Genomic DNA, 3976 nt, shown 5'->3' on the forward strand with positions numbered 1-3976 from the left:
CCGCTCCCGCCCGCGCGGCTAGGGCTCCCCTTGCGGCTCAGGCTTTCGCGCGCTGCTTGCGTCGCCATCGTGGGACAGCTCGGCGAGCGCGTTCTCGAAGTCCTTGGCCTCGCGGAAATCGCGGTAGACCGAGGCAAAGCGCACATAGGCCACGTCGTCGATCTGCTTGAGGCCCTCCATCACCATCTCGCCGATGGTCTCGGAGGTGATGTCCGTGTCGCCCATGCTTTCCAGCTGGCGCACCACGCCGGAGATCATGCGCTCCACCCGCTCCTCGTCCACCGGGCGCTTGCGCAGCGCGACCTTGACCGAGCGTTCCAGCTTCTCGCGCTCGAACGGCACGCGCTTGCCGGAGCGCTTGACCACGGTGAGCTCGCGCAACTGCACCCGCTCGAAGGTGGTGAAGCGGCCGCCGCAGTCCGGGCAGACGCGGCGGCGGCGGATCGAGGTGTTGTCCTCGGTCGGCCGCGAGTCCTTCACCTGCGTGTCGAGGCTGCCGCAATAAGGGCACCGCATGGCTTCAGGCTCCCGGCCGACCCCGGCTCACGGATAGATGGGAAAGCGCTTCAGCAGCGCCGACACCTTGCCCCGCACCGCCTCCTCCACCAGGGAATCCTCCTCCACGCCCTTCTGGGAGAGGACGCCCAGCACCTCGGCGATGAGGTCGCCCACCTGCTGGAACTCGGCGATGCCGAAGCCGCGGGTGGTGCAGGCCGGGGTGCCGAGGCGGATGCCGGAGGTCACGAACGGCTTTTCGGGATCGAACGGGATGCCGTTCTTGTTGGTGGTGATGTGGGCGCGGCCGAGCGCGCTCTCCGAGGTCTTGCCGGTGAGCCGCTTGGGACGCAGGTCCACCAGCATGAGGTGGGTGTCGGTGCCGCCGGAGACGATGGCGAAGCCGTGGCCCTTCAGGTTTTCCGCCAGTGCCTTGGCGTTCTCCACCACGTTCTTCGCATAGAGCTTGAACTCGGGGCGCAGCGCCTCGCCGAACGCCACCGCCTTGGCGGCGATGACGTGCATCAGCGGCCCGCCCTGGATGCCGGGGAAGATCGCCGAATTGATCTTCTTGGCGAGGTCCTCGTCATTGGTGAGGATCATGCCGCCGCGCGGGCCGCGCAGGGTCTTGTGGGTGGTGGTGGTGGCCACGTGGGCATGGGGGAACGGGCTCGGATGCGCGCCGCCCGCCACCAGGCCCGCGAAATGCGCCATGTCCACCATGAGGTAGGCGCCCACCGAATCGGCGATCGCGCGCATCTTCGCGAAGTCGATCACGCGCGGATAGGCCGAGCCGCCGGCGACGATCAGCTTCGGCTTGTGCTGGTCGGCGAGCTTCGCCACCTCCTCATAGTCGATGCGCTGGTCGTCCTGCCGCACCGTGTAGGGAACGGGCTTGAACCACTTGCCGGACATGTTCACCGGCGAGCCGTGGGTGAGATGGCCGCCGGCAGCGAGGTTGAGGCCGAGGAAGGTGTCGCCCGGCTGGAGCAGGGAGAAGAACACCGCCTGGTTGGCCTGGCTGCCGGAATTGGGCTGCACGTTGGCGAAGCCGCAGTTGAACAGCTTCTTCGCCCGCTCGATGGCGAGGTTCTCGGCCACGTCGACGAACTGGCAGCCGCCATAATAGCGCTTGCCCGGATAGCCCTCGGCATACTTGTTGGTGAGCACCGAGCCCTGGGCCTCGAGCACCGCGCGCGAGACGATGTTCTCGGAGGCGATCAGCTCGATCTCGTCGCGCTGGCGACCCAGCTCCGCCGCGACGGCGCCGGCGATCTCGGGATCGGTCTCGGCGAGCGGGGCGGTGAAGAAGCGGTTCATCTCCTCCGTGACGGAGGTTGGGTTCGCATCCTGCGCGGCCATGGACGGGCTCCGGAAATGTCGGGGCACCCCGGCCTGGCGCAAAAGCTGCCCGGCCAAAGCGGACTGAGCGCTTATCATACGGCACCGGCGAAGTCCAAATCCCGGCCGGCGGACCAGCCATGCAGGGGAACCGGGCACCGCCGGCGCTCCCCGCTCAGGCCATCCGCGCACGTGCACGCCGGACGCACGGGACAGCGCGCCCACCCAGGGAGGTGGAACGCGCCCCGCGCGCATGGCCGAGGCTCACCGGCTGGTGAAGTTCACCGGCACCGAGAAGCTCGCCCCGTTGCCGTCCGGCGGGCGCGGGAAGGGCGAGGCGCGGCGTACCGTCGCGACCGCCTCGTTGTCCAGCACCGAATTGCCGGAGGAACGGGTCAGGCTGACCCCCGTGACCCGGCCGGACGAATCCAGCGTGAAGCGCACGGACGGCGGCCCGTGATGCCCTGCGCGCCGGGCGGATAGCGCTTGAAGCGGTTGAGATGCGCCGAGACCATGCTCGCCCAGGTGGCACGCGACATGGAATTGGAGCTGCTCGCGCCCCTGCGAGGGCGCGGCGGTGCGCTGCGCAGGCGCGGTCTCCGTGCGGGGGGCCGCCGACGTGGTCGGGGCGCGCGTGCGCTTGGTCGGCTTGGCCTCCGGCTTCGGCTTTTCCTTCTCCGGCGGCTTGGGCTTCTCCGGCGGCAGCGGCGCCGGCTCGGGCTCGGGCTTTTGCAGCACCACCTCGGACTGCTGTGGCGAAGGCTCGATCTTGGGTAGCTCCTCCTCCACCTCCTGGCGCTCCACCGGCTCCGGCGGCGGCGTCTCCGCCTCCGGCTCGTCGGGGGCGTCCGGCGTGGTCTCGGGCGCCTGCACCATCTGCGGACCGGGCGCCACGTCCTCGACCTCGCTCGGTGCGCTCACCGGCAGCGCCGCCAGCTCGATCATCACGGCCGCAGGCGGCATCTCCGCCGACGGCTGCAGATTGCGCAGATAGAGCGCCGCATATACCGCGGCGCATGGGCGGCGAGGATGATGGCGGCACCGGCGATCCAGCGCAGGACGGTGTTGCGGAAATGGTTGCGGTCGAAATCATGCCAGTGGTGGATCGCGCTCACTGCGGCGCCCCCCCGGCGGCGCCGCCTCCCCGCTGGCGGGCCCGGCCGGCGCGGCTGGAAAGAGCGGACGCGCCCGCGGCGGGTCCGGCCGCAGACGGAGGAAGCTGGGCCTCGCTGCCCTCAAGGCCCACCAGGGCCACCTTGAGATAGCCGGCTGCGCGCAGGAGATTCATCACCTCCATCACGTCGCCATAGGGCACCGCCTTGTCGGCGCGCACGAACACACGCTGCTCGCGGTCGGTCCCCGTGCGCCCGTCGAGCGCGCGGCCGAGGTCGGTCCGCATCACGGTGTCGTCGCCGAGCGCCAGCGTCAGGTCCTTCTTGACCGAGAGGAAGAGCGGCTTTTCCGGGCGCGGCTGCGGCTGCGCGTTGGACGTGGGCAGATCAACCTTCACGTCGACGGTGGCAAGCGGCGCCGCCACCATGAAGATGATCAGCAGCACCAGCATCACGTCGATGAACGGCGTGACGTTGATTTCGTGGGTCTCGACGAGGTCGTCCCCGCCGTGGTCGAGCTTGGCGGCCATGGTGTCCCCCGATCACTCGGCGGCGGCGCGCAGCGACACCACCTCGGCGACCAGATCGTCGTCGCCCGCGGCGGCCCGGTCGAGGTCGCGCGAGAGGTGGCGCATCACCTCGGCGGAGGTGTCGGCCAGCGAGGCCTTGTAGCCGGCGATCGCGCGGGCGAAGACGTTGTAGATCACCACCGCGGGTATAGCCGCGACGAGGCCGATGGCGGTGGCGAGCAGCGCCTCGGCGATTCCGGGCGCCACCACCGCAAGGTTGGTGGTCTGCGCCTTCGAGATGCCGATGAACGAGTTCATGATGCCCCAGACCGTGCCGAACAGGCCGACGAAGGGGGCGGTGGCGCCGATGGTGGCGAGAATTCCGGTGCCGACCGCCATGCGCCGGCCCGCGGCGGCCTCGATGCGGTTGAGGGCGACGGCGACCCGTTCCTTGATGCCATCCGCCGGCAGGCCCTCGGAATCGGCGCCATTCGCGAGCGCGGCGCGCGACCGTGGTCG

Annotated in this window: 6 protein-coding genes; all 6 read right to left on the reverse strand. The window is 70.0% G+C overall.

What is annotated here, in order from left to right:
- Nucleotides 1–18: 18 nt before the first annotated feature.
- The gene (gene nrdR / locus AC2W7M_RS21435) at nt 19–516 is read right to left on the reverse strand and encodes a transcriptional regulator NrdR (RefSeq protein ID WP_486134754.1); all 498 of its coding nucleotides are present in this window, start codon (nt 514–516) and stop codon (nt 19–21) included.
- A gap of 27 nt (nt 517–543) precedes the next feature.
- Nucleotides 544–1857 (reverse strand): serine hydroxymethyltransferase, encoded by a 1314-nt coding sequence (gene glyA, locus AC2W7M_RS21440; RefSeq protein ID WP_486134756.1) that lies wholly within the window; start codon nt 1855–1857, stop codon nt 544–546.
- Between the two features lie 243 nt (nt 1858–2100).
- Nucleotides 2101–2799, reverse strand: a complete 699-nt coding sequence (locus AC2W7M_RS21445; protein ID WP_486134758.1) for an energy transducer TonB family protein — start codon at nt 2797–2799, stop codon at nt 2101–2103.
- Nucleotides 2781–2951, reverse strand: coding sequence for a hypothetical protein (locus tag AC2W7M_RS21450; protein WP_486134760.1), 171 nt, complete (start codon nt 2949–2951; stop codon nt 2781–2783). Before AC2W7M_RS21450 ends, AC2W7M_RS21445 begins: the two co-directional genes overlap by 19 nt.
- A complete protein-coding gene (gene exbD, locus AC2W7M_RS21455; RefSeq protein WP_486134762.1) occupies nt 2948–3478 on the reverse strand; it encodes a TonB system transport protein ExbD in 531 nt (176 codons plus the stop codon). The genes AC2W7M_RS21450 and exbD overlap by 4 nt, the downstream gene beginning before the upstream one ends.
- A gap of 12 nt (nt 3479–3490) precedes the next feature.
- Nucleotides 3491–3976, reverse strand: a 486-nt coding sequence (gene exbB, locus AC2W7M_RS21460) for a tonB-system energizer ExbB (RefSeq protein WP_486134764.1), incomplete at its 5' end; no start/stop codon positions are given.

This window comes from Xanthobacter sp. BG11Y11_SDJG (assembly GCF_057364445.1).

Bases quoted from the DNA above. Each gene is read 5' to 3' on its own strand.
- AC2W7M_RS21445 (WP_486134758.1), bottom strand. From the start codon at position 2,799: ATGCCGCCTGCGGCCGTGATGATCGAGCTGGCGGCGCTGCCGGTGAGC.
- nrdR (WP_486134754.1), bottom strand. From the start codon at position 516: ATGCGGTGCCCTTATTGCGGCAGCCTCGACACGCAGGTGAAGGACTCG.
- exbD (WP_486134762.1), bottom strand. From the start codon at position 3,478: ATGGCCGCCAAGCTCGACCACGGCGGGGACGACCTCGTCGAGACCCAC.
- glyA (WP_486134756.1), bottom strand. From the start codon at position 1,857: ATGGCCGCGCAGGATGCGAACCCAACCTCCGTCACGGAGGAGATGAAC.